Genomic DNA, 25952 nt, shown 5'->3' on the forward strand with positions numbered 1-25952 from the left:
CCCTTATAATTCACGGGTGACGAGCCCTCTCTCAAGTTCTCCCGCCTGGAAGGCCCTGCTCGCCCACCGTGACGCGCTTGCGGGCGCGACCGCGGCCGACCACTGGCAAGCCAGTCCCGAACGCGGCGCGGCCTTCACGTTCCCGTGCGCGGGCCTCGTCGTCGATTTCTCCAAGCAGCCGGTCGCACCCGAAACGCTGGCACTCCTGTGCGCCCTTGCACGCGAGCGCCAGGTGCCCGAGAGCATCGAGAAGCTCTTCACGGGCGAGCCGGTGAATGTCACCGAAGGCCGCCCGGCCCTGCACATGGCCCTGCGTGGCGACGAGCATGCGAAGGTCGACGGTGTGGACATTCGCGTGGAGATCCAGCGCGAGCGCGAGCATTTCCGCGCCTTCGTCGAAGCCGTGCGCGATGGCCGGTGGAAGGGCGCGACGGGCAAGGCGATCAGTGCCGTCGTCGCGATCGGCATCGGCGGTTCCGCATCCGGTCCGCAACTCGTGCTGCGCGCGCTCGCGCCCGACCACGAAGGGCCGCAAGTCCGCTTCGCCGCGAACATCGATCCGGCCGAGCTCGACCAGGCACTCGCGGGGCTCGATCCGGCGACGACGCTGCTCGTGGTCGTGTCGAAGACCTTCACGACCGAAGAGACAATGGCCAACGCGCTGGCTGCCCGCGCCTGGCTCGAAGCCGCGCTCGGCCCGGCCGCGCTCGCGCACCACGTCGTCGCGGCCACCTCGAGGCCCGATCGCGCGATCGCGTGGGGGCTGCCCGAATGCAACGTCTTCGGATTCGCCGAGTGGATCGGCGGACGCTTCTCGCTCTGGTCGTCGGCGGGAATGCCGATCGCGCTGGGCCTGGGCATGGCGGCGTTCGATCATCTGCTCGCGGGCGCGCACGCCGCGGACCTCGAATTTCGCTCCACGCCGCTCGAGCGCAACGTCCCCGCGCTGATGGCGCTCATCGGCCTGTGGAACCGCGACGCGCTCGGCGCGCCGCACCACGTGATGCTGCCCTACGCGGCCCGCCTCGAAGGCCTCGTGCTCTACCTGCAGCAGCTCGAGATGGAATCCAACGGCAAGCGCGTGACCACCACGGGCGAGCCCCTCGACCGGCCCACCGTGCCCGCCATCTGGGGCGCGCCCGGAACGACCGGCCAGCACTCCTTCCACCAATGGCTGCACCAGGGCACGGAGGCCTTTGCCTGCGACTTCATCGTGGTCGCGAAGGCCATGGGCAGCGACCCGGATCGCCATGCGCGCCTGCTCGCCCACGCGCTCGCGCAATCGGAAGCGTTCATGGATGGCCTGGACGTGCCCGACGCGCACAAGGCCTGCCCCGGCGGGCGCGCGACCACCACGATCGTGCTGCCCTCGCTCGACGCCATGCACCTGGGCGCGCTCATCGCGCTCTACGAGCACAAGGTCTACGCGCAGGCCTGTCTCTGGGGGATCAACGCCTTCGACCAGTTCGGCGTCGAGCTCGGCAAGACGCTCGCCGGACGCATCCTGCCGGCCGTGCGCGGCGAGAATGCCGCACTCACCCCGGCAACCCATCACCTGCTGGGTATCATTCACAAGCTCGCGCAAAGCGACTAGGCTCTCCCCACCCATGGCTACCGAGGACTTCCGGCGCATCATCGAGTCGCTACACATGTCCGTCGCCATCAGCGACGCGCGTGGACTCATCACGTTCGCCAATGCCGCCCTCGAGCAGCTCGCCGGCCGGGACGCGCACTCGCTGCCCGGTTTCGCGCTCGAGAAGCTGTTCGCCCCCGCCGACCGCAAACGCATCCAGCAGAACGTCGCGCGCATCGCCGAGGGCAAGGCCGCGAGCTCCACGCTCGACGTGCGCTTCAACACGGGCAACGACAACTTCCGCTGGGTGCAGGTCACGATGCAACCCGCGCTCGACCCGCGCGACAAGGCCGTGGGCGTCGTGGCGCTCGTCCAGGACATCGAGACGCAACGCGATACCGAGAACGCGCTCATGGCCTCCGTTTCACGGCTTCTCGCGCTCGCTGAAGCCACGCCGCACGCGGCGATGATCGAGGACGTCGACGGCGACATCGAGATCGTCAACGAGGGCTTCTGCCGCCTGCTCGAGCTCGAATCCGCGCCGCAATCGCTCACGGGCCTTCCGGCGAAGGATGTGCTCATGAAGGCGCCCGACCTCCTCAAGTTGAAGCGCATCCCCATCCTCGTCGATGACGCGCCCGCGGGCGCGCTGTACTACTCGCTGGAAGCGACGGTGGTGGTCGAGAAGGCCGCTTCCGAGATCGCGCTCATCGAGAAGATCGGCGAGGAGCTCTCGGTCGCGCTCGAAGGCATCTCCGCGATCGCGATCCGCGCCCAGCAGATGGAGTTCGATCCGGGCATGGTCGAGCACTTCCAGCAGATCCGCCTGTCGACCGAAACCGCGATGGCGGCGATCGGCGACCTCGTGGATTTCTCCAATGTCTCGGGCGGCGTCGTGCTGCGCAAGGCCACGTTCGGCCTGCGCACGGCACTCGCCGATCTCATCAAGCGCGTCTTCGCCGCCGCCGAGGAACGCCGCTGCCGCCTGCGCATGCGCGTGGAGCAGGACGTCTCCGACCAGATCGAAGGCGACGTCGAGCGCCTGCAGCTCGTCCTGAAGAACCTCCTCGACACCGCCTTCCAGCTCGTCCCGGGCAGCGAGATCACGCTGCACATCGTTCCCGAGTACGTGACGGAGTCGGGCATCCAGCTTTCGTTCAGCATCTCCGCGGGGATGGATGGCGGCGAGAAGCCCGTGCTGAGCTTCTCGCCCGAAGCGGGCATGGGGGTCGCGGTCGCGAAGTTCATGGTGACCGCGATGGGCGGGCGGCTCGAGATCTCCTCGCGGCCCGCCGCCGAGGCGATCTACGCTTTCACGATCGAATTTCCCGTGCGCCCCGCCGCGCCCGCGCCGCGTCGCAAGAGCTTCGCCTCGCTCGTGGGCCTCTCCGCGCTGCTCGTATCGGCCGATCCCGCGCAACGCCTCGCGCTCTCGAACCAGCTGCGCGGTTGGCGCATGGATCCGCTCGAAGCCGACAACGCGCAGATGGCGATCGCCCTGCTCGAGCGCCTGCACGAGGAAGGCAATCCCGTGCCGCTGCTCATCGTCTCCGACCAGTTGCCCGAGCAGGACGGTTTCCTGCTCGCCTTCCGCGTGAAGAACCACCACACGCTCGCCGGCACGCTCGTCATGATGCTCGCCTCGAAGGGCAAGCCCGGTGACGCGATGGCCTGCCGCGAGAACGGGATCAGCGCGTACATGCGCTACCCGATCGCCGAGCACCAGTTGAACGAAGCGATCGTCGCGGTCACCGGCGCCTCGGTCGATGCGGACGAAACACCGACGCTGGTGACGCGCCACTCGCTGCGCGAGCAGCGCAAGGGCGCGACGATCCTCCTCGCCGATCCCGATCGCGACAGCCAGATCCTTGCCTCGCACATCCTTTCGAAGCACGATTGCAGCGTGGTCGTCGCGCACGACGCGAAGGAAATCCTCGCCGCGCTCGAGCAGGACCTCTACGACCTCGTGTTGATCGAAACCGCGCTCGAAGGGCTGAACACGCCCGACACGCCGGCGCGCCTGCGCAAGGCCATGCAGCGCGGCGGCGAAGGCGTTCGCGTGGTGGCCCTCAGCGTCGAACACAGCGCCGACTGGGCCAAGGCGCGCGTCGCCGAAGGCTACAACGCCGCGCTCGCCAAGCCCATCCAGAAGGATGCGCTGGTGGCCCTGCTCACTCCGAAGGAAGCGTAGTCCCCTTCAGCGCGGCCAGAGCGCGAGCACGAAGTCTCGCTGCTTCGCAACGCCATCCGCGCGCGCCACGGGATCCGGGTCGTAGTCGTTCTCCTGGTCGGCGAGGTTGCGCGTGAGCAAGTGCCCCAGGTTCGGATAAGCCACCAGCTCGCAACGGCCTCCACCCGAGGCCACCCGATCACAGAATCGCCGCGCTCCGGCGAGTGGCGTGAGCGTGTCCTTTTCCCCGTGGACGATGTGCACCGGTGGCATGCGGGGCCGGATGTGTTCGACGGGAGAGTACGCAGCCGCTGGCTCGCGATCGCGAAGCAGGCGGCGAAAATGTCCGTCGGCACTCAGGTCGAGCGCCGGCGACCAGAGCACCAGGGCATCCGGCCCGCCGACGCCGTACGTTCCGTTCGTGTTGCCGCACCCGATCGTCGCCGATGCCGCGGCCAGGTGACCGCCCGCCGAGACGCCGTACGCAACAATCCGATCGGCGCGCGCGCCCAACGTGGCGGCCTTCGATCGCATCCACTGGAACGCGTGGCACACGTCGGAGAGTGCGTCGATCGGCGTGACCTGGGCGCCCGACAGTCGATACTGCACGGGCACCGCGACCCACCCCAGTTCAGCGTAGCGGCGCGCGGTCGCGAACACCCAACTCGGCTCCCCCGCGCTCCAGCCGCCTCCGTGAAAGAGCAGCATCACCGGCCGCGGGGCAGTTCCCTCGGGCTGCGCCTTCGCGAACACGTAAGCCTTGAGGGCCACGCCATCGACTTCGCGGTAGGTGTGAACGACCGGAGCCAGCGGTTCCGCAGCGGCCTGTGCAGCGGCCGGCGAGTGAATCCCCGCGCCCGCTGCGAATGCGGCGAGAGTGAATACGATCCTGCGGAGCGGCCGGGATGTCGTCATGCTGCCTCCTCGTCGTTCCTACGTTGCCGCGGTGCGGCGCTCGGGCTCCACGCTGTGCAGGTAGGTCGTCAAGGTATCGGTGGGCGGCGCGGTGGAGAGCTGCGTTGCAATCCGGCCGATGCCGCCGCGGTGGTATCCACCATGTGTCGCGACGTGGGCGAGGATTTCCTCGCGGGACATGCAGCCCTTCATCCCGTCCGTGAAGGTGAACGGCACGCGCTCCGACAGGCGCTCCGGCGGAAGCGTGGCGATGTACTCGAGGTACCAGCGATCCGAGGCAGCCTGTGCGCGATGCAGTTCCTGCTGGGTTGGCGTCGCGTCCGTGTTGACCCGCGTGTACGGATGGGGCTTGCCCGCCAGGTGGGCCGCGAAGATCTGGTCCACGACATAGACGTGGTTGAGCAGGCGGATGGCCAGGTGCCGTTCGGCTTCGTGCCCGGCCGGGTCGAGCGACTCGAGTTCGGTGAAGAGCGCCTCGTTGGCCCACGCCTTGTACTTGAAAAGCGACTGAAGTAAAGCTGAAGCGCTCATCGGTTCCTCGGTTCGTCAGGGGTCTGCGGATTGTATGACGTCATTGATCGTCTTCAGGAAGCCGCCGAACATCTCGAAGGCGTCGACGGCCACGTCGTCCTCGACACGCTTGGAAATCGCGGTGAGGGGAAAGATGAGCACCGTCGTTTCCAGCCAGCGCAGGGCGGGATCGCGTCCGAATTCGTCCTCCACGGCCACCCAGGACAGTTGCGGCATCTCCTGCACGAGGGCATCGCCCAGGGCGATCCCGAGCGACTGGAGCTTCCAGGTCTCGGTCTTCTCCGCCCAGCCGTTGTCGAGCACGGCCTGGATCACGCGCAGCTTCGCCGAAAGAGGCTCGTAGCCTTTCGCATCCTCGAAGTGGCCGACCACCCATTCGCGATGCGCCTCGATGCGCTGGATATCTTCCTCGTTCAGCGTCTCGATCGATTGGGTCACGGGCGGGCCGCGAAGAATTGCTCGAGCGCTTGCGCGAGCTCCGTGGAAAGAGGAATCGCAGGATCGCCGTACGAAGCCATCTGCTTGTCCCTTTCGGCGGGAACGATCTTCAGGATGTGGTTCATTCCCGCGATGACCTTCAGCGCGCACTTCGGGTTGGCCGCGTGAAGCTTCCGCGCGTCCGCGACCTCGACCTGGATGTCCGTTCCGCCTTGCACGATCAGGCACGGCACGCGAAGTTTCGCGAACTCGTCCGCCGGCGAGTACTTGAACCACGAGATGAGATACGGCTGGACGCTCGGGCGATACAGAGCCGACAGCTGCGAAGGCACGTCGCCCACCGTCTTCCCGGCCTCGAGTGAGACAAGGATCGCTTCGCTCCTCGCGCCCAGCTCAGGAGGCAGGCGGCCCTTGAGCTGGCGCCGCAGCGCCGTGGCAGCCCGTTCCGCGGGACCCGCGATCGAGATGAAGGCCGAAGCCGGGTTGCGCTGGGCGGCAAGCAATCCGATCAGCGATCCTTCGCTGTGCCCCAGGACCACGACGCGGGAGAAGCGCGAGTCCTTCGAGAGCTGCGCGATCCAGGACGCGGCGTCCTCGACGTAGGTCTCGAGGCGCAGGTCGGCCTCCTCACGGGCGGCCTCGCGGCTGGCCGCGACGCCGCGCTTGTCGTAGCGCACCGACGCCACGCCGTGCTCGTTGAGCGCAGCCGTGAGCATCTTCAGGCTGTCGTTCCTGCCGGACGCGAGCGGGGTGTTGCCGTCGCGATCGGTGGGGCCGGAGCCGGCGATGACCAGGACGACCGGAACCCACGGGGCGCCCGGCGGCATGGTCAGCGTGCCCTTGATCGTGCCGGTCGGGGTCTCCAGCTCGATCGGGTGCTCCAAATCCACTTCCGGCGGCGCGGCCTCGAAGTGCTTGACGATGTTCTGGAACAGATTCGCCCAGCGCTCGCACGACGCCATGACATCGGCCATGGGCGTTTTCTCAGTGCTTGTCGGACTACGCTGCCACACCACCAGGTTCCACAGGGGAGCCATGCTGTCCGTGCGCGCGATTCGCAGGTGCTTGTCGCTCACGCTCGAAACCGAATAGCCATCGCCGGCCGAAGCGTCCGCCCCCTTGCGAAGGTACTTCCTTGCGCCGCCCTGCTCCGAGGCGAGGCCGTACTCCTTTCCTTCGTTGCGGCCATGGGCCTGGTACGCGCTGGCAACCAGGCGGTCCCCTTCGAATTCGTACGTCATCAGGCACAGGTAGCCGCCGATGACGTTCAGCGCCTTGGCGAGCTCGCGAGCTTGCGGGGGCGGGGGCGCCTTCAGGATGAGCTTCTCCGTGGCCACGGGATCGAGCATCCAGGTTCCGTCGAGCTTGGCCGGCGGTGCGGCCAGTGCATTCGTCGCCATCGCGAGCGCTGCAAGGCACCGCAGCAACAGAACGCTCCGAACCATCGCGATCGTCCCTCCCCGTGCCGCGCTCACACCTGAAGCGAACCGCGGAAACCCCGCGCGGCGTAGTACGAGTCCGCGCCATTGTGGTACACGAACACCTTGCCGTAGCGCCGGTCGCAGAAGAGCGCGCCGCCCAGTGCCCTGACGTCGGCCGGCGTCGCAATCCAGCTCGACGTCTTCGTATCGAATTCGCCAAGCTTCTGCAGCGCCCGGTATTGCTCTTCCGTGAGGAGCTCGATGCCCATCGCAGCGGCCGCCTCCATGGCGTTGCCCTTGGGCTTGTTCTCCTTTCGACCGTCGAGCGCCTTGCGGTCATAGCAGAGACTCCTGCGGCCCGACGGCGTCTCGGGCGAGCAATCGCAGAATGTGTACTTGCCCGTCTTCTTGTCGTGACTCACGACATCAGGTTCGCCGCCGCTCGCTTCCATTTCGCCAAGCGCCTTCTGCGCAACGGCATTTCCTTCGAGCCTGGCCAGAACGTCGGCCCATGCGATCCCCTTGTGCCGCGCCGTGTTCTTTTCGAAGCGAGCCCCGAGTGCCTCGAGAAGCTCGTTGCGTTCCTGGGTATTCATGCGCGGACTCAATTCACCGGCACGTTTTTCGCGTCGTGCTCGGCGCGTTGAGCCAGCAGGAACCGCTTCTGGATGTCGTTCTTCGTGCTCAGTTGCAGCTGCTGGATTTCGGTGGTGATCGAGAGCCGCGTTTCCGCTTCATCGACCTTGAGATACCGGAGCCAGGGCACGTGCTGCACGAACTCGCATCCCTTGCACACGGCAAGGTTCTTCGCCATGAAGGGAAAACTCTTCTGCCCGAAGAACATGAACCACTCCTTCTCGCGCCACAGGTGCCACGTCGTCGAGTTGGAGCAGTGATAGCAGTAGGACTTGAAGAGGGTCCGGATGTGCAGCGTTTCCTTCATCCAGCCGATGTTGTAGATCACGTCCGCACCTGGCCTTGCGTCTCGACGAGCTCGTTCAATTTTCCCGTGATCACGGTGACGTATTCCGGGGGTAGCGCGGCACTCTCGGCATTGAACGCCGCGAGGATGCGGGACGGGTCGAAGCGCGTGCCGGGAACGAGGAACGGAGTCCCGCTTCCGAAGCTGCCGGGGCCGCCGCAGTCGACTTTCGCGTGGGTGAAACCGGCCGGGGGTATCCACGACAGCGCATGTTCGCTTTCGCGCTTGTCGTAGCAGAACTGGAAACCGGCGACCGCCTCGTCGTCGCCGAGCCAGACGATCAGGTCGCAGTTCACCGACACGAACCAGCGGCGGCGCCCCTCGTTCGTGATCTGCCGAATCGGTGACATTTCGCGCAACATGGCGCTAATTCTGGTCGCCGGCCCAACCCGGGTCAACCGCGCGCCGAGAGGATCGCCCGCGCCAGTTCGCGGAAGCCCGCACCGCCGCGCGAAGGCGTTACCCACGCCGGCAGATCCGTCATCAGGTCGGCCATGTCGCGGACGTTCGCAACGCCGACCGCATTGGGGAAGAAAGCGAACATCGGTTGGTCGTTGGGCGAATCGCCGGCGAAGACGAGTCGCTCACGCTCGCGGGCCGCATCGATCGCGAACTCCTCGCGCAACATGAGCCGCGACGTGGAGAGCTTGTCGTAGCCACCGAACCAGCCGTTCACGTGGATCGAGCTCACTTTCGCGGTGAGGCCCTCGGCTTCCATGACCGAAACGATCTTCGCGACCGCTTCGCGCGGCAGCGGCGGAACGTCTTCGCAGAAATCGATCGCGAGGTCGGCTTCGCGGTAGGGCTGGTCCGCGGAGATGGCGCAGCCGGGAACCTCGGCGAGGACGCGCCTGGCGATCGCCGCGAGCTTCATGCCGCGCGCCTCGCGCTCCGCCGTCTCCACCACGTAGCGCTTCACGAGCCGGCCCTTCTTCGCGTCGTGGCGAAACCAGAACGCGCCGTTCTCCCCAACGACGGCATCCACCGGCCAGAAGCGCGCGATGAGATCGCACCAGCCCGCGGGGCGGCCCGTCACCGGAATCACGAGGAGGCCCGCCGCGCGCAGGTCCGCGAGCGCGGCGTACGACTCGGGCGGCAGGTAACCGTCGGTGGTCAGCGTGTCGTCGATATCGGCGAGGACTCCGCGAATCGCAGCGAGCGCCGCGCGCGGAAACTCGGCAAGCGGCCTCAACGCAGGAAGGCTTCCACGGAGGCCCTCTGGGCGCTATCCATGTGCAGGCCGCACTTGGTGCGGCGCCAGAGGACGTCCTCGGCGGTGCGTGCCCATTCCTCGGCGCGCAGGTATTCGACCTCGCGCTGCGTGAGCCCGGCGCCGAAATGCTTGCCGAGATCCTCGGCCTTGCGCGCGCTGCCGAGCAAGACGGGCGTGTTCGCGCCATGGCGCCGCACGATCGCCTCGACCCACTCGCGCGGGAGCTCCGCGTACTTCGCGCGCATCTCGTCGCGGAACGAATTGAAGTGCGAGACGTTGCCTCCGGGCAGCGGCTCGGTCGCGGTCCACCGGCCCTTGATCCCGGGATAGAAGCGCGCGAGCTTGTCGACCGCTTCCTCGGCGAGGCACCGGTACGTCGTGATCTTCCCGCCGAAGATCGACAGCAGCGGCGCAGTCCCGCCCTCCTCGTCCACCTTCAGCACGTAGTCGCGCGTCACTTCCGAGGGATTCGCGGAGCCGTCGTCGTAGAGCGGCCGGACGCCCGCGTAGCTCCAGACGATGTCGGACTCGACCAGGGGCTTGGCGAGGAAGCGGTTCACCGCATCCAGGAGGTAGCGCGTTTCCTTCGTGGAGATCTCGCGCGCTTCGGACACGTCATCGACCGCGACGTCGGTCGTGCCGATCAGGCTGAACTTGTTCTCGTAGGGAATCACGAAGACAACGCGGTCGTCGGCGTTCTGCAGGATGTAGGCGTGCCCCTGCGAATGCACCTTCGGCACGACGATGTGGCTGCCCTTCACGAGCCGCACCTTCGCCGTGATGCGATCGTCCAGAATGCGGTCCAGGACCTGCGCGACCCACGGACCGGCGGCGTTCACCAGGCCGCGCGCGCGGATCGACTCCTTCGCGCCCGTGACCGCGTCCTCGATCTCGGCCTCCCACACGCCGCCCACTCGCTTCGCCGTAACCAGGCGTGTTCGAGTGCGGATGGTCGCGCCCTTCCACTTCGCCGACAGTGCGTTGACCAGCGTGAGGCGCGCATCGTCCACGCGGCAATCGGAATAGAGGAAGCCCGAACGGAAATCGCCCTTGAGGCCGGCGCTGTACTCGACGTGCGGGAACTTCACACCCGTGGAGCCCGGCAGCGTGATCCGCCCGCCCAGATGGTCGTACATCCACAGTCCGATGCGGATCATCCACGCGGGACGCATGGAAACGTCGTGGGGCAACACGAAGAGCAGCGGCCGGATGATGTGGGGTGCCAGGCGCAGCAGCACCTCGCGCTCCTGGAGCGCCTCGCGCACCAGGCCGAATTCGTACTGTTCGAGGTAGCGCAGGCCGCCGTGGATCAGCTTGGAGCTGTACCCGCTGGTGGCCGAGGCGAGGTCGTCCTGCTCGACGAGGAGGACGCGCAAGCCCCTTCCCGCCGCGTCGCGGGCGATTCCGGCGCCGTTGATGCCGCCGCCAATGACCAGGAGGTCTAGCGGTTCCCCCATTTGTCCCACCAGAGCAGGCTGAAGGTTGTTTTCGTGTCGGTGATGATACCGTCCCGCACCCACGACAGGGCATCCTCGATTCGCACCGGGAAGGTCTCGAGATGCTCGCCCTCGTCGAGCTGCGTGCCCACGTGCGTGAGATCCCGGGCCAGATAGAGCTCGATCACCTCGTTCGCATAGCCGATGCACGTGTGCAGCGAAGCGAGGTGCTTCCACTCGGCGGCTTCATACCCGCATTCCTCGACGAGCTCGCGCTTGGCGGTCGCCAGGTGCGGCTCGTTGGCTTCGATCTTGCCGGCGGGCAGCTCCAGGTAGTGCCGGTGCATCGGATAGCGATACTGGCGCTCGAGGAGAATGGTCTCCGGGTCGAGGAACGCGAGCATCATCACCGCGCCCGGATGTTCCACGTACTCGCGCCACGCGATATTGCCGTCGCACAGGCGGACGGAATCGCGGCGCAGGCGCAGGAAGCCGCCGTCGTAGGCGAGCGTCGAGGAAACCGTCGTTTCGGTGAAGTCGCTGCCCTCGGGCGGCTTCTTCGCCGTCACATCGAGGCGGCGATGGCGCGCGCGCAGAGGTCGAACAGCGGCGCGGGGAAGATGCCGAGGGCGAGGATGGCGAGCGCGTTGATCGAAAGCGCCCAGCGCAGGTCCGCGCGCGGCGAGATCGTGATCTCGCCCGCGGGCTCGTCCATGTACATGAGCCGGACGATGCGCAGGTAGTAGAACGCGCCGATCACGCTCATCAGCACCGCGAAGACCACGAGCCACGTCCAGCCCGCGACGAGCACCGCCTGCAGGACGGCGAACTTCGCGAAGAACCCGACCGTGGGCGGGATGCCGGCGAGCGAGAACATCACGAGCAGCATCAGGAAGGCGTACCACTTCGATTTCTTGTTGAGGCCCTTCCAGTCGTCGAGCGACTCGGCCTCGAAGCCCGCGCGCGTGAGCAGCAGGATCATGCCGAAGGCGGCGAGCGTCATGAGCACGTAGGCGATCACGTAGAACATCGCCGAGCTGTAGCCGTTGTCGTTGCCCGCGAGGATCCCGAGCAGCAGGAAGCCCATGTGCGAAATGGTCGAGTAGGCGAGCATGCGCTTCAGGTTGCCCTGCGCGATGGCGACGACGTTGCCCAGTGCCAGCGAAGCCACCGCGAGGATCGCGAACATCTGCGCCCAGTCGGCGGTCATGCCCTGCAGGCCGTTGGCGAAGAGGCGCAGCACGAAGGCGAATGCGGCGATCTTGGGCGCGCCGCCGATGAAGAGGGTCACCGGTGTGGAGGCGCCGTGATACACGTCCGGAATCCACATGTGGAACGGCACGGCGCCCAGCTTGAAGGCGACACCCGCCACGGAGAACACCACGCCCAGCACCAGCAGCGTGTGGTTGGCCTGCGAGCGCTCGATCATCTGCGCCACCTCGGCGATCTGGAGCGAGCCCGTGGCGCCGTAGATCATCGAGAGACCGTAGAGCAGCAGCCCCGAAGCCAGTGCGCCCAGCACGAAGTACTTCATCGCCGCTTCGGTCGCGCGCACCGAATCGCGCTGCAGGGCCACCATCGCGTAGGACGAGAGTGCCAGCAGCTCCAGGCCGAGGTAGAGCGTGAGGAAGTGGTGCGCCGAGATCATCACCATCATCCCGAGCGTGGCGAAGAGTGCCAGCGACAGGATTTCGCCCGTGAGCAGGCCCCTCGCCTCGAGGTACGGACGGCTGTAGAGGAGTGTCGCGGCCACGGCGAGCAGCGCGGCGACCTTCAGCACCTGCGACATCATGTCGGCGACGAACACGCCGTTGAACGCGAGCACGGCCGGATGGCCCACGCCGGCGAGTGCGAGGCCCGCGCAGCCCACCAGGGCGGCGACCGCGAACCAGTAGCTCACGTGGCGCTCGTTGTCCTTCACGAAGAGGTCGAACACCAGCAGGACCGAGGCGAGGATCAGCAGCGCGATCTCGGGAATCGCCGGTGCAAAGGCGGAGAGCGAGACGGCGTTCATTTGAGCTTGGACTCCGCGACGTGGCGCAGGAGCTCCTGGATGGCGGGGTTCATGACGTCGGTGAAGGGCTTCGGATACAGGCCCATGCCGAGCACGCACACCGCGAGCAGGGCCAGGAACACGATCTCGCGCTTGTTCACGTCCTGGAGCGCAGCGACGTTCGGATTGGCGATTTCGCCGTAGATGACGCGCTTGACCATCCACAGCGTGTAGGCCGCGCCGAAGATGAGCGTGGTGGCCGCGAGGAAGGAGTACCAGAAGCTCACCTTCATCGTGCCCAGGATCACGAGGAACTCGCCCACGAAGCCGCTGGTGGCGGGCAGGCCCGAGTTGGCCATCGCGAAGAGGACGAAGAACGCCGCGAACACCGGCATCCTGTTCGCGACCCCGCCGTAGTCGGCGATCGAGCGCGAATGCACGCGGTCATAGAGCACGCCCACGCAAAGGAACATCGCCCCCGAGATGAAGCCGTGCGAGATCATCTGCACGAGGCCGCCGGCCATGCCGTCGGCGTTGAAGATGAAGAAGCCCAGCGTCACGAAGCCCATGTGCGAGATCGACGAGTACGCGATCAGGCGCTTCATGTCGTCCTGCACGAGGGCGACCAGGCCGATGTAGACGATCGCGATCAGCGACAGCGTGATCATGAAGCCCGCGAGCTCATGGGAGGCATCGGGCGCGATGGGCAGGTTGAAGCGGAGGAAGCCGTACGCGCCGATCTTCAGCGTGATCGCGGCGAGCACCACCGAGCCGCCCGTGGGCGCTTCCGTGTGCGCATCCGGGAGCCACGTATGCACCGGCCACATCGGCACCTTCACCGAGAACGACGCGAACATCGCGAGGAAGATCAGGATCTGCGGCCACCGGCCCAGCGGGAGCTGGTGGAAGTCGAGGATCTCGAAGCTGCCGTTGGTCTGCTGGTAGAGGTAGATGAAGGCCGCGAGCATGAGCAGGCTGCCCAGCAGCGTGTAGAGGAAGAACTTCACCGCGGCGTACACGCGGTTAGGCCCGCCCCACACCCCGATGATCAGGAACATCGGGATCAGCATCGCCTCGAAGAAGACATAGAAGAGGATCGCGTCGAGCGCGCAGAACACCCCGTTGATCAGGCCCGACATGATCAGGAAGGCCGCGAGGTACTGCGAGACCTTCTCGGTGATCACTTCCCAGTGCGCGATGACCACGAGGATGGTCATGAAGCTGTTGAGCAGGATGAACGGCATCGAGATGCCATCCACGCCCAGGTGGTAGTTCACGTTGAAGCGCGTGATCCACGGCGCCATCTCGGAGAACTGCATGGACGGCGTCGGAGCGAACTGCGTCCACAGCGGGATCGTGACGAGGAAGCCCAGCACGGATCCGGCGAGCGCGATCCAGCGCCCGAGCGCGCGGTCGTCGCGGCCGACGATGAGCACCAGGACGCCGAAGAGGATCGGCACCCAGATGGCGAGGGAGAGAACCGGAAGGCCTTGCATCGTTCGTTCTTGTTAGAGGAGTTTGTCTTTCCAGTACCACAGCGTGAGCAACACGAACACGCCGATGATCATCGTGAAGGCGTAGTGGTAGACGTAACCGGTCTGCACTTGCCGCACGATCCCCGCGGTCCAGCCGATCAGCCGGGCCGTCCCGTTCACCATGATCCCGTCGATGACGGTCCTGTCGCCCCACTGCCAGAAGGCCCCGCCGAGCTTGCGTGCGCCGCCGGCGAAGAACCAGTCGTTGAAATCGTCGAAGCCGTACTTGCGCTCGAGGATGGTGGCGAGCACGCCCGACTTCGCCTTGATCACCGCCGGCAGGTCCGGGCGCAGGATATAGAGGTAGTAAGCGGTGCCGGCGCCCGCGACCGCGAGCCAGAACGGCAGTGTGGTCAGCGCGTGCACGACCATCGCGCCGGCGCCGTGGAAGTGCTTGGCCATCTCCGCCATCGTGGCGGTCTTCATGATCGACTCGGCGAAGTAGCCGCCGTAGAGCATCGGGCCGATCGCGAGCCAGCCGATCACCACCGAAGGAATCGCGAGCAGCACCAGCGGCACCGTCACCACCCAGGGCGACTCGTGCGGCTCATGCACCTCATGATGTTCTCCGTGTCCTCCGTGCCCTCCGTGTTCATGCTGTACCTCGCGGAAGCGCTCCTTCCCATGGAATGCAAAGAACACCAACCGGAACGAATACAACCCACCGACGAACACACCCGCCATCGCCAGCCAGTACGCGAAGTGCGCGCCGGGCGTGGTCGAAAGGTGCAGCGCCTCGATGATCGAATCCTTGGAGAAGAAGCCCGCGAACGGCGGCAGGCCGGCGTTAGCGAGCGCGCCGATCAGCACCGTGAAGTAGGTGATCGGCATGTACTTCCGGAGCCCGCCCATGCGGCGCATGTCCTGCTCGTGGTGCATCGCGATGATCACCGAGCCCGCGCCGAGGAAGAGCACGGCCTTGAAGAACGCGTGCGTCATCAGGTGGAAGATGCCTACCGAGTAGGCGCCCGCGCCGAGCGCCATCGTCATGTAGCCCAGCTGCGAGAGCGTCGAGTACGCGACCACGCGCTTGATGTCCGTCTGGACGATCGCGATCAGCGCCATGAAGAACGCCGTGATCGAGCCGATGATCACCACGAAGGTGAGCGCCGTCTGCGAAAGCTCGAACAGCGGCGACATGCGCGCCACCATGAAGATGCCCGCCGTCACCATCGTCGCCGCGTGGATCAGCGCGGAGATCGGCGTCGGGCCTTCCATCGAATCCGGCAGCCACACGTGCAGCGGGAACTGCGCGCTCTTGCCCATCGCGCCGATGAAGAGACCGATGCAGATGATCGTGAGCGCCGACCACTGCACGCCCGGGATGATCGAGAGCTGCGCGCCGGCGAACTTCCTGGCGCCTTCGAACACCGGCTGGTAGTCGAGCGTGCCGAAGATCATGAAGATGATGGCGATGCCCATCAGGAAACCGAAGTCCCCGACCCGGTTCACCAGGAAGGCCTTGAGGTTCGCGTAGATCGCCGTGGGGCGCGTGAACCAGAAGCCGATGAGGAGGTAGGAGACGAGGCCCACCGCTTCCCAGCCGAAGAACAGCTGCAGGAAGTTGTTCGCCATCACCAGCATCATCATCGAGAAGGTGAACAGCGAGATGTAGCAGAAGAAGCGCTGGTAGCCCGGGTCCTCGGCCATGTAGCCGATGGTGTAGACGTGGACCATCAGCGACACGAACGTGACCACCGTCATCATGGTCACGGTGAGCGGATCGATGAGGAAGCCCACCTGCAGGCTCCAGCCTTCGCCCGCGGCCCAGGTGTAGAGCGTGGCGTTCAGGCGGCCACCGTCCATGACCTGCTGGAACGCGACGAGCGATGCGATGAGCGACACCAGCACGGAGACGATCGTCACCCAGTGCGAGAACGACCGGCCGAGCTTCCAGCCGAGGAAGCCCGCGAGGATGGCGCCGACGAGGGGCGCGAATGCGGCGATCTGGGAAAGGGTCATCAAGTCCATGGCTAGCCCTTGAGACTTCCGAGGTCGTCGACGTTGATCGAGCGCAGGTTGCGGAACAGCACCACGAGGATCGCGAGGCCGATGGCCGATTCAGCCGCGGCCACCGTGAGGATGAAGAACACGAACACCTGGCCGGAGAGGTCGTTCAGGAAGTACGAGAACGCCACGAAGTTCATGTTCACGGCGAGCAGCATCAACTCGATGGCCATGAGCAGCACGATCAGGTTCTTCCGGTTGAGGAAGATGCCCACGACGCCGATCGCGAACAGCAGCGCGCCGAGGACCAGGAAGTGGCTGAGCGGGATCATCGGTCGTCCTTCACGATGGTCAGGCGGTCGGCCTTGGTCGCCGCGAGCTGCATGCGCGGATCCTGGTACTTCGTTTCCTTGCGGCGGCGGTAGGTCAGCGCGATGGCCGCCACGATCGCCACGAGCAGCACCACCGCGGCCAGCTCGAAGGGGAAGACGTAGTCGGTGTAGATCACGCGGCCGAGCTCACGCGTATTCGAGTAGCCCGGCGGCGGCGCGCCCGGCCCGATCGCGCGCGAGAACTCGCGCGACCCAAGGACGAGTACGAGCTCCAGCGCCATGAGCAGGCCCAGGCCACCCGCGAGCGGCAGGTGCTTCCAGAAGCCCTCGCGCAGCTTGTCGAAATTGATGTCGAGCATCATCACGACGAACAGGAACAGCACCATCACCGCGCCCACGTAGACGAGGATCAGCGTGACGGCGAGGAACTCCGCGTAGAGCAGCAGCCAGATCGCCGAAGCCGTGAAGAAGCACAGGACCAGGAACAGCACCGCGTGCACGGGGTTGCGTGCGGTGATCACGCGCAGCGCGCTCAGCACGAGCACCACGCTGAAGAAATAGAAGATCGCGAGCTGGAGGGTCATTTAGCGGTAGGCCGCGTCGTCGGCACGGTCGGCCGCGATCTGCGCTTCGTACTGGTCGCCGATCGCGAGCAGCATCGGCTTGGTGTAGTAGAGGTCGCCGCGCGCTTCCCCGTGGTACTCGAGGATGCGTGTCTCGACGATGGAATCGACCGGGCAGGATTCCTCGCAGAAGCCGCAGAAGATGCACTTCGTGAGGTCGATGTCGTAGCGCGTCGTGCGGCGCGTGCCGTCGTCGCGGGCTTCGGATTCGATGGTGATCGCCAGCGCCGGGCACACCGCCTCGCACAGCTTGCACGCGATGCAGCGCTCTTCCCCGTTGGGATAGCGGCGCAAGGCGTGCAGCCCGCGGAAGCGCGGCCCCTGGGGCGTCTTCTCCTCGGGGAACATCACCGTGACCTTGCGGGCGAACAGGTGGCGACCGGTGAGCTGCAGGCCCTTCACGAGCTCCCCGAGCATGAGGCTTTGCGCGATTTCGCGGGCGCGGTTGAACATGGTCACTTTCCGAACCAGATCGAGAACGGCGGCGTGCTCGCGAGCGGCTCGAGCATCATCACGCCCACGACCGTGATCCACACCAGCGTGATCGGGATGAACACCTTCCAGCCCAACCGCATGATCTGGTCGTAGCGATAGCGCGGGAAGGAAGCGCGGATCCACAGGAACACGAACATGAAGAACGCGATCTTCCCGAGGAACCACCAGATGCCGGGCGCGCCGAGGAAGCCCCACGACACCGGGAACGGCGAGAGCCAGCCGCCCAGGAAGAGCACGCTCGCGAGCACGCCCACGAGGATCATGTTGGCGTACTCCGCGAGGAAGAACACCGCGAAGGCCATGCCCGAGTACTCGACGTGGAAGCCCGCGACGATTTCGCTCTCGCCCTCGGCGACGTCGAACGGGTGGCGGTTCGTTTCCGCGAGGCCCGCGATGAAGTACACGATGAACAGCGGGAAGAGCGGAATGAAGAACCACTCGAGCATCCCGTAGTCGCCGCCCTGGCGCATCACGATCTGCGTGAGGTTCATGCTCTGGCCGGCCATGAGCGCGCCCACGAGGGCGAAGCCCATCGCGATTTCGTACGAGACGACTTGCGCGGCCGAGCGCAGCGCGCCGATGAAGGCGTACTTCGAATTCGAGGCCCAGCCGGCGATGATGATTCCGTAGACGCCCATCGAGGTGAGCGCCAGCACGACGAGCAATCCTGCGTCGACGTTCGCGATCACCCAGCCCGGCGCGAAGGGCACCACGGCCCACACGCCCAGCGCAGGAGCGACGGCGATGATCGGCGCGAGCAGGAACAGGCCCTTCGAGGCGCCCGTCGGAATGATCTGCTCCTTCATGAGGAGCTTGATCGCATCGGCGATGGGCTGGAGGATGCCCTTGAAGCCCACGCGGTTCGGGCCCTTGCGCACCTGGATCCAGCCGATGACCCAGCGCTCGACGAGCTGGTAGTAGAGGACCGTGAGCAGCAGGGGTACCAGCACCATCACGATGCCGGCCAGCGCCTTCGCGAACGTCCACGCCGTCGGGCCGTACTGCGGACCGAAGGTGCTCATGAAGCCGCCTTCGGCGGTCGTCATGACGTTGTTGAAGATCTCGATCATTCCGCGGCGCGCTCCATGGCGATGCGCTCGGCGGAGAGCGGGCCTTCGCCCAGGCTCGCCGTCTCGGCGATCGAACGCGCGGCCCGGATGCAGCCCTCAGGCACCGCGGCATCGATGGCGGCGGCGAGGATGGCTTCACCGCCGCCCTGCCGCAGCTTCACGTGATCACCCGCGCCGAGGCCCAGGGACGCATAGGTCGCGGCACTCATGCGCGCCACGCTGGCGTTCTTCGCGTCGGTGGTCTTCTGCAGCGGCTGCGAGCGGCGAACGATCGCGTCGGTCGCGTAGATCGGGACTTCGACGATGCGTTCGAGCCCACCGGCCCCGCCCTTGGGCGAGATCGAACCGGGTGCCGTATTGCCGAGGCCCTTCGTGGCCCACGCCTGCAAGTCAGGTGCGATACCCGCGCGAACGGCTTCGAGCGTCTCGGCTTCGAAGCCGGGGAGGCCCAGCATGTGGCCGAGCACGCGCAGGACCTTCCAGGCGGGACGCGATTCGCCCAGCGGCTTCACCACCGCGTTGAACGACTGCGCGCGGCCTTCCATGTTCACGAACGTGCCGCCGGTTTCGGTGAACGGCGCGATCGGCAGCACGACGTGCGCGTGATCGAAAGCCTGGTTGCGATAAGCCGCGAGCGCGACGACGAACTCCGCGCCCGCGAGTGCCTTGCCTGCGCCGGGCGCGCAATCGAGGTCGGCTTCAAGGCCGGCGAGGATGTAGGCCTTGCGCGGCGTACTGATCATCGCGTGCGCGTCGAGGCCCTTCGTGGGCACGGCGCCGGCGAGATGCGCGCCCACGCTGTTCGCGCCTTCGGGAAGGATGCCAACCGTCGCGCCCGTGTTGCCCGCGATTTCGTGCGCGGTCGCGAGGAGTGCCGCGAAATCGGGATGCTGCTGCGCGTAGTGGCCGAGGATGATCGCCTTGCGGCCTTCGCCTTCGAGGCGCGAGGCGCTGTCGCGCAGCGCATCGACGAGCGTCGAGGGCTTCACGATGCGCCGGCTCGCCACCGGCATCAGGAGGTCGTCGTCGACCACGTGCACCACGTGGACTTCGAGGCCCTTCTTGGCCGCGGCGCGCAGGCGCGTCGAGAGCAGCGGTTGTTCCTTGCGCAGCGTGCAGCCCACGAGCATCACGCCCTTGAGCGAGGCGATGTCGGAGACCGGCATGCCGAGCCACGGAGCACCGGCAGGCTTCGCACGGAAATCGCTCTGGCGCACGCGGTGGTCCACGTTGTCGGAGCCCAGGCCGCGCGCGAGCTTCGCGGCGAGGTGGAACTCTTCGACGCTGAGGTTGGGCGCGAGCAGCGTGCCGAGCGCCTCGGGGCCGTGCTTGGCGACGGCATCCTTCAGGCCGCGCGCGGCGATGTCGAGCGCTTCCGCCCAATCGCATTCGGCCCAGCCGCTCGCGCGCCGCACCATCGGGCGCTGCAGGCGGTCTTCGGCGTTCAGGCCTTCATAGGCGAAGCGGTCGCGGTCGGAGATCCAGCATTCGTTGAGCGACTCGTTCTCGAGCGGCAGCACGCGCATCACGCGGTCCTGCTTCACCTGCACGACGAGGTTCGAGCCGAGCGAATCGTGCGCGCCCACCGACTTGCGGCGCGAGAGCTCCCACGAGCGCGCGGTGTAGCGGAAGGGCTTCGAGGTCAGCGCGCCGACGGGGCAGAGATCAATCATGTTGCCCGAGACTTCGGAGTCCACGGTCTTGCCGACGAACGCGAGGATCTCGGCGTGCTCGCCGCGCCCGGCCATGCCGAGCTCCATGATGCCGGCGACTTCCTGGCCGAAGCGAACGCAGCGCGTGCAGTGAATGCACCGCGTCATGTCCGTGGAGATGAGCGGGCCGAGGTTCTTGTTCACGACGACGCGCTTTTCTTCCTGGTAGCGCGAAGCCGACCCGCCGTAGCCCACGGCGAGATCCTGCAGCTGGCACTCGCCGCCCTGGTCGCAGATCGGGCAATCGAGCGGATGGTTGATCAGCAGGAACTCCATCACGCCCTTCTGCGCGTCGACGGCCTGCGTGGAGTGCGTCTGGACCTTCATGCCCTCGGTGGCGGGTGTCGCGCAGGCCGGCAGCGGCTTGGGCGCCTTCTCCACTTGAACCAGGCACATGCGGCAGTTGGCCGCGATCGTGAGCTTCTTGTGATAGCAGAAGTGCGGCACGAAGATGCCGAGCTTGTTGGCGGCATCCATCACCGTCTGGCCGCCTTCGACCTGGACCGCCTTGCCGTCGATTTCCAGATTGATGGCCATGTTCAGTCCGCCGCCATTCGAGACGCATCGTGCGACGCGGAGCTGTAACCGCCCGCCTTCACCGTGCAGCACTTGTTGTGGATGTGGTGCTCGAATTCCTCGCGATATACCTTCACGAACGCGCGCACCGGCATGGCCGCGGCGTCGCCCAGCGCGCAGATCGTGCGGCCCTGGATGTTGTCGGCGAGGTTGAGCAGCAGGTCGAGATCCTCGGGACGACCCTCGCCCGTCTCGATGCGCTTGATGATTCTGTAGAGCCAGCCGGTACCTTCGCGGCACGGCGTGCACTGCCCGCAGGACTCTTCGAAGTAGAAGTACGCCAGGCGTTCGGCGGCCTTCACCATGCAGGTGTCTTCGTCCATCACGATCACCGCACCGGAGCCCAGGAACGAGCCGGCCTTGGCGATCGAGTCGTAATCCATGTCCATCGCCATCATCACGTCGGCGGGGAGGACCGGCATCGATGAGCCGCCCGGGATCACGCCCTTCAGTTTCTTGCCGCCGCGCATGCCGCCGGCCATCTCGAGCAGCTTCGCGAACGGCGTGCCCAGCTTGATCTCGTAGTTGCCCGGCTTGTTCACGTGGCCCGAGATCGAGAAGATCTTCGTGCCGCCGTTGTTGGGCTTGCCCTGCGCGAGGAACCAGTCGGCGCCATTCACGAGGATCGAGGGCACCGCGGCGAACGTCTCGGTGTTGTTGATCGTCGTGGGCTTGCCATACAAACCATAGCTAGCGGGGAACGGCGGCTTGAAGCGCGGCTGGCCCTTCTTGCCTTCGAGGGACTCGAGCAGGGCCGTTTCCTCGCCGCAGATGTACGCGCCGTAGCCGTGGTGGGCGTGGAGGTCGAAATCGAATCCGCCGCCGAGGACGTTGCGGCCGAGATAGCCGGCCGCACGCGCTTCCTCGAGCGCCTTCTCGAAGATCTCGTACTCGCTCCAGATCTCGCCGTGGATGTAGTTGTAGCCCACGGTGGCACCAATCGAGTAGCCCGCGATGATCATCCCTTCGATGAGGATGTGCGGGTTGTAGCGGATGATGTCGCGGTCCTTGAACGTGCCCGGCTCGCCCTCGTCCGAATTGCAGACGATGTACTTCTGGCCGGTGAAGTTCTTGGGCATGAAGGACCACTTGAGGCCCGTCGGGAAGCCTGCGCCGCCGCGCCCGCGCAGCGCCGACTTCTTCACCTCGGCGATGACGGCGTCGGGCGTGAGCTTCTCGTTCACGATCTTGCGAAGCGCCTGGTAGCCGCCGCGCGCCTCGTAGTCCTTGAGGTGCCAGTTGGCGCCGTCCAGGCCCTTCATGATGACGGCGTCCGGACCGTAGTCGAGCATCGTCATTTGAGTTCCTCGATCAGCTTGTCCAGCTTCTCGTGGCTCATGAAGCTGCACATGCGCTTGTTGTTCACGATGAGCACCGGCGCATCGCCGCACGCCCCCATGCACTCGCCTTCCTTCAGCGTGAAGCGGCCGTCGGCGGTGGTCTCGTTGAATCCCACGCCCAGCTTGTGCTTCAAATGCTCGGCGGCATCGACGCCACCGGAGAGCGCGCACGGGAGGTTCGTGCAGACGGTGATCTTGTGCCGGCCCGCGGGGGCGCGGTTGTACATGTTGTAGAAGGTCGCGACTTCATACACGGCCACCGGCGCCATGCCGAGGACCTTCGCGACTTCCTCCATCAATTCGTTGGAGAGCCACTGGTGCTCGTCCTGCGCGATGGCGAGCGCGCTCATCACGGCCGACTGGCGCTGCTCGGGCGGATACTTCGCCGCTTCGCGCTCGATGCGCTGCAGGGAGCCGGAGGAGAGCAGGCCCATGCTTATTCGTCCTTCCAGTAATCGACGGCCGCGTTGGCCATCGTCATGTGCTTGAGGCGGCTCGGTGAATTGCCGCCGTACGCGCCGATCTTCTTCGAATCGGGGTACTCGCAGACTTCGGCGGGCATCATCGTCGACACCGAGATGTACGCGAGCTCCGCATTGGAATCGTTGACCAGCTGGTGCGCCGTATCGGGGCCGCCCACGGGACAGCAGATGACATCGCCGGCGCGAACCTTCCGCGTCTCGGTTCCGTAGCGCAGCGTGCCGGTGCCCTTCACGATGAAGAACATTTCTTCCTCGGCGGCGTGGCTGTGGAACGGGCAGGAGACCTTGCCGGGCTGGACCACGTCGTACGAATAGCCGAGTTCCTTCGCGCCGAGGAGCTGGCCGATGCGCGCGGACTCGCCCTCGAACTTGCCGCCGACAGCCGAGAACTTCTCGAGCTTCAGCTCATCGAGGTTGACGACCTTCGTATCGATGACCCGCTTGATCATCGATCGATCTCCCCGAACACGATGTCCATCGTCCCGATGATGGCCACGACGTCGGCGATCATGTGGCCCTTGGCGATCTCGTCGAGGGCCGCGAGGTGCGGAAAGCCCGGAGCGCGAATCTTCACGCGCCACGGCTTGTTCGCGCCGTCGGAGACCAGGAAGATCCCGAACTCGCCCTTCGGATGCTCGACCGCCGCATACGCTTCGCCCGGCGGCACGTGGAAGCCTTCGGTGAAGAGCTTGAAGTGGTGGATCAGCTCTTCCATCGAGGTCTTCATCTCCTCGCGCGAAGGCGGGGCGACCTTGTGGTTCGAGGTGATGACCGGGCCGGGGTTCTTCCGGAGCCAGTCGATGCACTGCTGGATGATGCGGTTGGACTCGCGCATTTCCTGCACGCGAACCAGGTAGCGGTCGTAGCAATCCCCGGTCTTGCCCACGGGGATGTCGAAGTCCATCTTGTCGTAGACCTCGTAGGGCTGCTTCTTGCGCAGGTCCCACGCAATGCCCGAGCCGCGGAGCATCGGGCCCGTGAAGCCCAGCGCCTGCGCGCGCTCCGGCGTGACCACACCAATGCCCACCGTGCGCTGCTTCCAGATGCGGTTGTCGGTGAGCAGCGTCTCGTAGTCGTCCACGTAGCCGGGGAAGCGCTTGGTGAAATCCTCGATGAAGTCGAGCAGCGAACCCCCGCGGTTCTCGTTGAGGCGCTTGATCTCGGCCGCGTTCCTCACGTGCGAGGGCAGGTACTGCGGCATCTTCTCGGGAAGATCGCGATACACCCCGCCCGGGCGGTAGTACGCCGCGTGCATGCGCGCGCCCGAGACCGCTTCGTAGCAATCCATGAGGTCTTCGCGCTCGCGGAAGGCGTAGAGGAAGACCGTCATCGCGCCGACGTCGAGCGCATGCGCGCCGAGCCAGAGCAGGTGATTGAGGATGCGCGTGATCTCGTCGAACATCACGCGGATGTATTGCGCGCGCAGCGGCACATCGAGCTCGAGCAGCTTCTCGATCGCCATCACGTACGCGTGCTCGTTGGACATCATCGACACGTAGTCGAGGCGATCCATGTACGGCACGGTCTGGATGTAGGTGCGCGTCTCGGCGAGCTTCTCCGTGGCGCGGTGGAGCAGGCCGATGTGCGGATCGGCGCGCTGGATCACTTCGCCGTCGAGCTCGAGCACCAGGCGCAGCACGCCGTGGGCCGCCGGATGCTGCGGCCCGAAGTTCATCGTGTAGTTGCGGATCTCGGCCATTATTTCTTCCCCGAGTCGCCGTAGGCGTCTTCACGGATGACGCGCGGCACGATCTCGCGCGGCTCGATGGACACGGGCTGGTAAATCACGCGCTTCTGCTTGTCGTCGTAGCGCATCTCGACGTACCCGGAGATGGGGAAGTCCTTGCGGAACGGATGCCCCACGAAGCCGTAGTCGGTGAGGATGCGGCGGAGATCCGGGTGGCCCTTGAAGACGATGCCGTAGAGGTCGAAGGCCTCGCGCTCGAACCAGTTGGCCGAGGGCCACACGCCCACGAGCGTATCGACGCCGGGAAAATCAGCGGAATCGGCGAACACCTTCACGCGAACGCGCTGGTTCTGCGATATCGACAGCAGGTTGTAGACGATCGCGAAGCGGCTGCCCTCGTACGACCCCTCGCCGAAACCCTCGTAATCCATGCCGATGAGGTCGATGAGGATCGTGAACGCCAGCGCGGGATCGTCGCGGAGGATCGTCGCCGCGGCGACGAGATCCGCGGGCGCCACCTCGATCGTGAGCTGGCCACGATAGACGACCTGGCCCTTCAGCCGCGCGCCGAGCGCGGTGCCGAGGGATGCCTGCAGGGTCGCGAGGTCTTCGGCCATGGTCACTTGCGGCGCGAGATCGTGTGCACGCGCTTGATCTTGTTCTGCAGCTGGATCAAGCCGTAGACCAGCGCTTCCGCCGTGGGCGGGCAGCCGGGCACGTAGACGTCGACGGGCACGATGCGATCGCAGCCGCGCACGACGGAGTAGGAGTAGTGGTAGTAGCCGCCGCCGTTGGCGCACGAGCCCATCGAGAGCACCCAGCGCGGCTCGGCCATCTGGTCGTAGACGCGGCGCAGCGCCGGCGCCATCTTGTTGCACAGCGTGCCGGCCACGATCATCAGGTCGGACTGGCGCGGGCTCGGGCGGAAGACGATGCCGAAGCGGTCGAGGTCATAGCGCGCCGCGCCGGCGTGCATCATTTCCACGGCGCAGCAGGCGAGGCCGAAGGTCATCGGCCACAGCGAATTGGTCCGCGCCCAGTTGAGGACGGTGTCGACTTGCGTGACCAGGAAGCCCTGGTCGCCAAGCGCGCCTTCGCGCATCACTCCCATTCGAGCGCTCCTTTCTTCCACTCGTAGATGAAGCCGACCACGAGGATCGCGAGGAAGATCATCATCGCCCAGAAGCCGAACCAGCCGATCTCCTGGAGCACGATGGCCCAGGGGAAGAGGAAGGCGATTTCCAGGTCGAACAGAATGAAGAGGATGGCGACGAGGTAGTAGCGCACGTCGAACTTCATGCGCGCGTCCTCGAACGCCTCGAACCCGCACTCGAAGGGCGAGAGCTTCGCCGAGTCGGGGTGATAGTCGCCCGAGAGGCGCGACAGCGCCCCGCTGGCAACGATTCCACCAACGCCGACAGCGGCGCCGATGGCCAGGAACAGCAGGACAGGGAAGTAGTTCTCGAGCATGCTGTTGTGAT

The 25952-nt window shown here is 66.0% G+C and carries 27 protein-coding genes; 2 read left to right on the forward strand and 25 right to left on the reverse strand.

Features of this window, described 5'->3' with window-relative positions; all coding sequences use genetic code 11:
- Positions 1-16 precede the first annotated feature (16 nt).
- Together pgi and DSM104440_RS14555 are read left to right on the forward strand one after the other, a co-directional pair.
- A complete protein-coding gene (gene pgi, locus DSM104440_RS14550; protein ID WP_171163867.1) occupies positions 17-1594 on the forward strand; it encodes a glucose-6-phosphate isomerase in 1578 nt (525 codons plus the stop codon).
- Positions 1595-1607: 13 nt separating this feature from the next.
- Positions 1608-3764 (forward strand): hybrid sensor histidine kinase/response regulator, encoded by a 2157-nt coding sequence (locus tag DSM104440_RS14555; protein WP_171163869.1) that lies wholly within the window; start codon positions 1608-1610, stop codon positions 3762-3764.
- 6 nt (positions 3765-3770) lie between these two features.
- Here the strand turns inward: DSM104440_RS14555 and DSM104440_RS14560 are convergent, their stop codons facing one another.
- From DSM104440_RS14560 to DSM104440_RS14680, 25 genes are read right to left on the reverse strand one after another with little or no spacing between them, the layout of a single operon-like run.
- Positions 3771-4658, reverse strand: coding sequence for an alpha/beta hydrolase (locus DSM104440_RS14560; RefSeq protein ID WP_171163871.1), 888 nt, complete (start codon positions 4656-4658; stop codon positions 3771-3773).
- Positions 4659-4676: 18 nt separating this feature from the next.
- Positions 4677-5189: a DinB family protein gene (locus DSM104440_RS14565; protein ID WP_171163873.1), complete on the reverse strand. Its 513-nt coding sequence runs from the start codon at positions 5187-5189 to the stop codon at positions 4677-4679.
- 15 nt (positions 5190-5204) lie between these two features.
- Positions 5205-5627 (reverse strand): DUF3806 domain-containing protein, encoded by a 423-nt coding sequence (locus DSM104440_RS14570; RefSeq protein WP_171163875.1) that lies wholly within the window; start codon positions 5625-5627, stop codon positions 5205-5207.
- A complete protein-coding gene (locus DSM104440_RS14575; RefSeq protein ID WP_212758088.1) occupies positions 5624-7054 on the reverse strand; it encodes an alpha/beta hydrolase in 1431 nt (476 codons plus the stop codon). The genes DSM104440_RS14570 and DSM104440_RS14575 overlap by 4 nt, the downstream gene beginning before the upstream one ends.
- Before the next feature lie 44 nt (positions 7055-7098).
- Complete coding sequence (locus tag DSM104440_RS14580) at positions 7099-7644, reverse strand: DUF4256 domain-containing protein (protein ID WP_171163877.1); 546 nt, start codon at positions 7642-7644, stop codon at positions 7099-7101.
- An 8-nt stretch (positions 7645-7652) separates the two neighbouring features.
- Entirely contained in the window at positions 7653-8012 is a 360-nt protein-coding gene (locus DSM104440_RS14585; RefSeq protein WP_171163879.1) for a hypothetical protein, read from the reverse strand.
- A complete protein-coding gene (locus tag DSM104440_RS14590; protein WP_171163881.1) occupies positions 8009-8392 on the reverse strand; it encodes a hypothetical protein in 384 nt (127 codons plus the stop codon). Before DSM104440_RS14590 ends, DSM104440_RS14585 begins: the two co-directional genes overlap by 4 nt.
- Positions 8393-8424: 32 nt before the next feature.
- On the reverse strand, positions 8425-9222 hold the full coding sequence (locus DSM104440_RS14595) for an HAD-IIB family hydrolase (protein ID WP_171163883.1): 798 nt from the start codon (positions 9220-9222) through the stop codon (positions 8425-8427).
- Complete coding sequence (glpD, locus tag DSM104440_RS14600) at positions 9219-10700, reverse strand: glycerol-3-phosphate dehydrogenase (RefSeq protein ID WP_171163885.1); 1482 nt, start codon at positions 10698-10700, stop codon at positions 9219-9221. Before glpD ends, DSM104440_RS14595 begins: the two co-directional genes overlap by 4 nt.
- Positions 10685-11248: an NUDIX domain-containing protein gene (locus DSM104440_RS14605; RefSeq protein WP_171163887.1), complete on the reverse strand. Its 564-nt coding sequence runs from the start codon at positions 11246-11248 to the stop codon at positions 10685-10687. Before DSM104440_RS14605 ends, glpD begins: the two co-directional genes overlap by 16 nt.
- Complete coding sequence (nuoN, locus tag DSM104440_RS14610; protein WP_171163889.1) at positions 11245-12693, reverse strand: NADH-quinone oxidoreductase subunit NuoN; 1449 nt, start codon at positions 12691-12693, stop codon at positions 11245-11247. The genes DSM104440_RS14605 and nuoN overlap by 4 nt, the downstream gene beginning before the upstream one ends.
- Entirely contained in the window at positions 12690-14168 is a 1479-nt protein-coding gene (locus DSM104440_RS14615; RefSeq protein ID WP_171163891.1) for an NADH-quinone oxidoreductase subunit M, read from the reverse strand. The genes nuoN and DSM104440_RS14615 overlap by 4 nt, the downstream gene beginning before the upstream one ends.
- 12 nt (positions 14169-14180) lie before the next feature.
- Complete coding sequence (gene nuoL / locus DSM104440_RS14620) at positions 14181-16178, reverse strand: NADH-quinone oxidoreductase subunit L (RefSeq protein ID WP_171163893.1); 1998 nt, start codon at positions 16176-16178, stop codon at positions 14181-14183.
- Positions 16179-16180: 2 nt separating this feature from the next.
- Entirely contained in the window at positions 16181-16486 is a 306-nt protein-coding gene (gene nuoK / locus DSM104440_RS14625; protein ID WP_171163895.1) for an NADH-quinone oxidoreductase subunit NuoK, read from the reverse strand.
- Positions 16483-17070, reverse strand: a complete 588-nt coding sequence (locus DSM104440_RS14630) for an NADH-quinone oxidoreductase subunit J (protein WP_171163897.1) — start codon at positions 17068-17070, stop codon at positions 16483-16485. The genes nuoK and DSM104440_RS14630 overlap by 4 nt, the downstream gene beginning before the upstream one ends.
- Entirely contained in the window at positions 17071-17562 is a 492-nt protein-coding gene (gene nuoI / locus DSM104440_RS14635) for an NADH-quinone oxidoreductase subunit NuoI (RefSeq protein ID WP_171163899.1), read from the reverse strand.
- 2 nt (positions 17563-17564) lie between these two features.
- The gene (nuoH, locus tag DSM104440_RS14640) at positions 17565-18650 is read right to left on the reverse strand and encodes an NADH-quinone oxidoreductase subunit NuoH (protein WP_212758354.1); all 1086 of its coding nucleotides are present in this window, start codon (positions 18648-18650) and stop codon (positions 17565-17567) included.
- A gap of 20 nt (positions 18651-18670) precedes the next feature.
- Positions 18671-20923, reverse strand: coding sequence for an NADH-quinone oxidoreductase subunit NuoG (nuoG, locus tag DSM104440_RS14645; RefSeq protein WP_171163904.1), 2253 nt, complete (start codon positions 20921-20923; stop codon positions 18671-18673).
- 2 nt (positions 20924-20925) lie between these two features.
- Positions 20926-22254 carry an NADH-quinone oxidoreductase subunit NuoF gene (gene nuoF / locus DSM104440_RS14650; protein WP_425509661.1) on the reverse strand — a complete coding sequence of 443 codons (1329 nt, stop codon included), beginning with the start codon at positions 22252-22254 and terminating at the stop codon, positions 20926-20928.
- 2 nt (positions 22255-22256) lie between these two features.
- Positions 22257-22736, reverse strand: coding sequence for an NADH-quinone oxidoreductase subunit NuoE (gene nuoE / locus DSM104440_RS14655; protein WP_212758089.1), 480 nt, complete (start codon positions 22734-22736; stop codon positions 22257-22259).
- Between the two features lie 2 nt (positions 22737-22738).
- A complete protein-coding gene (locus tag DSM104440_RS14660) occupies positions 22739-23233 on the reverse strand; it encodes a cupin domain-containing protein (protein ID WP_171163908.1) in 495 nt (164 codons plus the stop codon).
- The gene (locus tag DSM104440_RS14665) at positions 23230-24483 is read right to left on the reverse strand and encodes an NADH-quinone oxidoreductase subunit D (RefSeq protein WP_171163910.1); all 1254 of its coding nucleotides are present in this window, start codon (positions 24481-24483) and stop codon (positions 23230-23232) included. Before DSM104440_RS14665 ends, DSM104440_RS14660 begins: the two co-directional genes overlap by 4 nt.
- On the reverse strand, positions 24483-25088 hold the full coding sequence (locus tag DSM104440_RS14670) for an NADH-quinone oxidoreductase subunit C (RefSeq protein ID WP_171163912.1): 606 nt from the start codon (positions 25086-25088) through the stop codon (positions 24483-24485). Before DSM104440_RS14670 ends, DSM104440_RS14665 begins: the two co-directional genes overlap by 1 nt.
- A 2-nt stretch (positions 25089-25090) precedes the next feature.
- Positions 25091-25582 (reverse strand): NuoB/complex I 20 kDa subunit family protein, encoded by a 492-nt coding sequence (locus tag DSM104440_RS14675; protein ID WP_246212014.1) that lies wholly within the window; start codon positions 25580-25582, stop codon positions 25091-25093.
- The gene (locus DSM104440_RS14680) at positions 25573-25941 is read right to left on the reverse strand and encodes an NADH-quinone oxidoreductase subunit A (RefSeq protein ID WP_171163913.1); all 369 of its coding nucleotides are present in this window, start codon (positions 25939-25941) and stop codon (positions 25573-25575) included. The genes DSM104440_RS14675 and DSM104440_RS14680 overlap by 10 nt, the downstream gene beginning before the upstream one ends.
- Positions 25942-25952: the final 11 nt, after the last annotated feature.

The organism is Usitatibacter palustris (assembly GCF_013003985.1).
Lineage (GTDB): Bacteria > Pseudomonadota > Gammaproteobacteria > Burkholderiales > Usitatibacteraceae > Usitatibacter > Usitatibacter palustris.

What these genes read in the sequence shown, in the direction of transcription:
- DSM104440_RS14555 (WP_171163869.1), top strand. Translation starts at nt 1,608, where the DNA reads ATGGCTACCGAGGACTTCCGGCGCATCATCGAGTCGCTACACATGTCC.
- DSM104440_RS14560 (WP_171163871.1), bottom strand. Translation starts at nt 4,658, where the DNA reads ATGACGACATCCCGGCCGCTCCGCAGGATCGTATTCACTCTCGCCGCA.
- DSM104440_RS14565 (WP_171163873.1), bottom strand. Translation starts at nt 5,189, where the DNA reads ATGAGCGCTTCAGCTTTACTTCAGTCGCTTTTCAAGTACAAGGCGTGG.
- DSM104440_RS14580 (WP_171163877.1), bottom strand. Translation starts at nt 7,644, where the DNA reads ATGAATACCCAGGAACGCAACGAGCTTCTCGAGGCACTCGGGGCTCGC.
- DSM104440_RS14590 (WP_171163881.1), bottom strand. Translation starts at nt 8,392, where the DNA reads ATGTTGCGCGAAATGTCACCGATTCGGCAGATCACGAACGAGGGGCGC.
- glpD (WP_171163885.1), bottom strand. Translation starts at nt 10,700, where the DNA reads ATGGGGGAACCGCTAGACCTCCTGGTCATTGGCGGCGGCATCAACGGC.
- nuoN (WP_171163889.1), bottom strand. Translation starts at nt 12,693, where the DNA reads ATGAACGCCGTCTCGCTCTCCGCCTTTGCACCGGCGATTCCCGAGATC.
- DSM104440_RS14615 (WP_171163891.1), bottom strand. Translation starts at nt 14,168, where the DNA reads ATGCAAGGCCTTCCGGTTCTCTCCCTCGCCATCTGGGTGCCGATCCTC.
- nuoL (WP_171163893.1), bottom strand. Translation starts at nt 16,178, where the DNA reads ATGGACTTGATGACCCTTTCCCAGATCGCCGCATTCGCGCCCCTCGTC.
- nuoK (WP_171163895.1), bottom strand. Translation starts at nt 16,486, where the DNA reads ATGATCCCGCTCAGCCACTTCCTGGTCCTCGGCGCGCTGCTGTTCGCG.
- DSM104440_RS14630 (WP_171163897.1), bottom strand. Translation starts at nt 17,070, where the DNA reads ATGACCCTCCAGCTCGCGATCTTCTATTTCTTCAGCGTGGTGCTCGTG.
- nuoI (WP_171163899.1), bottom strand. Translation starts at nt 17,562, where the DNA reads ATGTTCAACCGCGCCCGCGAAATCGCGCAAAGCCTCATGCTCGGGGAG.
- nuoH (WP_212758354.1), bottom strand. Translation starts at nt 18,650, where the DNA reads ATGACGACCGCCGAAGGCGGCTTCATGAGCACCTTCGGTCCGCAGTAC.
- nuoG (WP_171163904.1), bottom strand. Translation starts at nt 20,923, where the DNA reads ATGGCCATCAATCTGGAAATCGACGGCAAGGCGGTCCAGGTCGAAGGC.
- nuoF (WP_425509661.1), bottom strand. Translation starts at nt 22,254, where the DNA reads ATGCTCGACTACGGTCCGGACGCCGTCATCATGAAGGGCCTGGACGGC.
- nuoE (WP_212758089.1), bottom strand. Translation starts at nt 22,736, where the DNA reads ATGGGCCTGCTCTCCTCCGGCTCCCTGCAGCGCATCGAGCGCGAAGCG.
- DSM104440_RS14660 (WP_171163908.1), bottom strand. Translation starts at nt 23,233, where the DNA reads ATGATCAAGCGGGTCATCGATACGAAGGTCGTCAACCTCGATGAGCTG.
- DSM104440_RS14665 (WP_171163910.1), bottom strand. Translation starts at nt 24,483, where the DNA reads ATGGCCGAGATCCGCAACTACACGATGAACTTCGGGCCGCAGCATCCG.
- DSM104440_RS14670 (WP_171163912.1), bottom strand. Translation starts at nt 25,088, where the DNA reads ATGGCCGAAGACCTCGCGACCCTGCAGGCATCCCTCGGCACCGCGCTC.
- DSM104440_RS14675 (WP_246212014.1), bottom strand. Translation starts at nt 25,582, where the DNA reads ATGGGAGTGATGCGCGAAGGCGCGCTTGGCGACCAGGGCTTCCTGGTC.
- DSM104440_RS14680 (WP_171163913.1), bottom strand. Translation starts at nt 25,941, where the DNA reads ATGCTCGAGAACTACTTCCCTGTCCTGCTGTTCCTGGCCATCGGCGCC.